This window comes from Moorena sp. SIO3B2, assembly GCF_010692525.1.
GTDB lineage: Bacteria > Cyanobacteriota > Cyanobacteriia > Cyanobacteriales > Coleofasciculaceae > Moorena > Moorena producens.
In genome coordinates, this window is record NZ_JAAHHE010000016.1 from 41,388 (window position 1) to 43,150 (window position 1,763).

The 1,763-nt window shown below is 48.2% G+C and carries 3 protein-coding genes; all 3 read right to left on the reverse strand.

Annotated elements, in window-relative coordinates; translation table 11 throughout:
- Window positions 1-41: 41 nt before the first annotated feature.
- Complete coding sequence (locus F6K38_RS05645) at window positions 42-269, reverse strand: hypothetical protein (protein ID WP_287297108.1); 228 nt, start codon at window positions 267-269, stop codon at window positions 42-44.
- Window positions 270-358: 89 nt separating this feature from the next.
- A complete protein-coding gene (locus tag F6K38_RS05650; protein ID WP_287356254.1) occupies window positions 359-649 on the reverse strand; it encodes a hypothetical protein in 291 nt (96 codons plus the stop codon).
- Window positions 631-1,560 (reverse strand): DUF928 domain-containing protein, encoded by a 930-nt coding sequence (locus tag F6K38_RS05655; protein WP_008184914.1) that lies wholly within the window; start codon window positions 1,558-1,560, stop codon window positions 631-633. The genes F6K38_RS05650 and F6K38_RS05655 overlap by 19 nt, the downstream gene beginning before the upstream one ends.
- Between the last annotated feature and the right edge of the window lie 203 nt (window positions 1,561-1,763).

Sequence of the window (1,763 nt, forward strand, 5' to 3'; positions counted from 1 at the left end):
TTAAAAGAACCTGGTTATAAAGCTCCATTGTTCTGGGGAGCCTATGTTTTAGTGGGAAATTGGCTGTAATCGGGAATCGGGAATCGGGAATTGGGAATTGGGAATCGGAACCCACCCCTAACCCCTCCCAGGAGGGGAACGGGAATCGGGAATCGGGAATCGGGGTCAGCTATCAGCGTGTCGCGTATCAGCGTGTCGCGTATCAGCTTTGTGGCACAGGCTTCGACCCTGTGACCTAACTCAAATAAAACGAATGCTGAGTAATGCACCACCCACGGGCTCGCTGATCGTGTTTTTCTCAATTCTTGTCCACTGTTCAAAGCTCCAAAGTTGCCTGTTGATGATAGCTTCCTCAGAACTACCACAAAGTAATCGGGAATCGGGAATCGGGAATTGGGGGAGGTGTGGGGAGATGGGGAGATGGGGAGGTGTGGGGAGATGGGGAGATGGGGAGGCTTGTCCTAACTTTAATGCGTAGTGCTATATAGGGATCGGTGTAGGAATTGTGATAATTGTTGATCCCGACTCCCGACTCCCGACTCCCGACTCCCGACTCCCGACTCCCGTTCCCCTCCTGGGAGGGGTTAGGGGTGGGTTCCGACTCCCGACTCCCGACTCCCGACTCCCGACTCACTTTGCTATACAACAATCAACTAGGGGTTTGACTGCGATCGCACGCAAACCCACGGAACCTAGGAAATCCTCCCAATCCCGTTCTAACCTAGAATCCTCTGGTTTCTGGGACCGTAGTTGAGCTAAGGCTGTCATCGCATCATGCCAAATACCGTGGCTCGCATAAATAGCAATACGGTCCCGTGGCGAAGTAGCAGCGTTTAGCTTACTACTGAGGGTAGAGTCTGCTGTGATTCGTTTGACTAATCCTTCCACCGTGGGATTCCCAGACGGGTTTTGGGGATTAACTAAAACAGAGAACTGCCATCGATATAGCTGGTCAGTTTGTAGGGGTTGGTTCAATCGAACACGGACAATACCAGGAGTTCCAGATAAGGTGATCGATTTTACTAGTACAGCCTGTTGGTTCTGATTGAGCAGTACAAACTCTACCGTTAGTTCACGAGTAGACTGTTCAGGAACATAAAACCAAAAGGTAGGAGACTCAGCTAAGGTCAGTGCTAAGGAAGAGTTGGAATCATTACTACAGTTGCCCGTTGCCTCGACAATCTCGCTACTACCAGGGACTATAGCAATCAGCTGATCCGAACACAGACCACGTGATCCTCCTGATGTTCGTTTCGGTGGTCTGCCCACATCATCAAAGTCTTGATTTTGTGTAGCATTTGGTGTAGTGTAGTCTGGTGGGAGGAAATATAAACGTCCTCCAGCTGTTGTGATCTGATCAGTTCTGCTATCACCCCCAAAGTCTACATCTGGTTGACCTGATGGAGTATCGGATCGGGAGAAACTATTTGTGACAGAGTTGCTGTTTAGGGCAACAGACTGCGAACGCGCTCGTAGAGGGTAAATGGTGAAATTAAGTAGTACCCAGGCAAGGGCCAAGATCAAAGAAGGTTTGTACAACGCTAGCTTGAGTTTATACATACTGAGAGGTTTGACAAACGTTAATTTTTTTAAAGCATTCCATAATCTTTATCAGTCCTTACTCAGGGATTTTATGCAAACGTTTACATTTCTTATCACACCGATCGGATATAGAGCATTTGCCAATCTATTTGGCGTTGCTTAATAATGGAATGATTTTAAGAGTAGGTGCGCGCTTTCCAATGGGCGAGTAAATCGCCCTT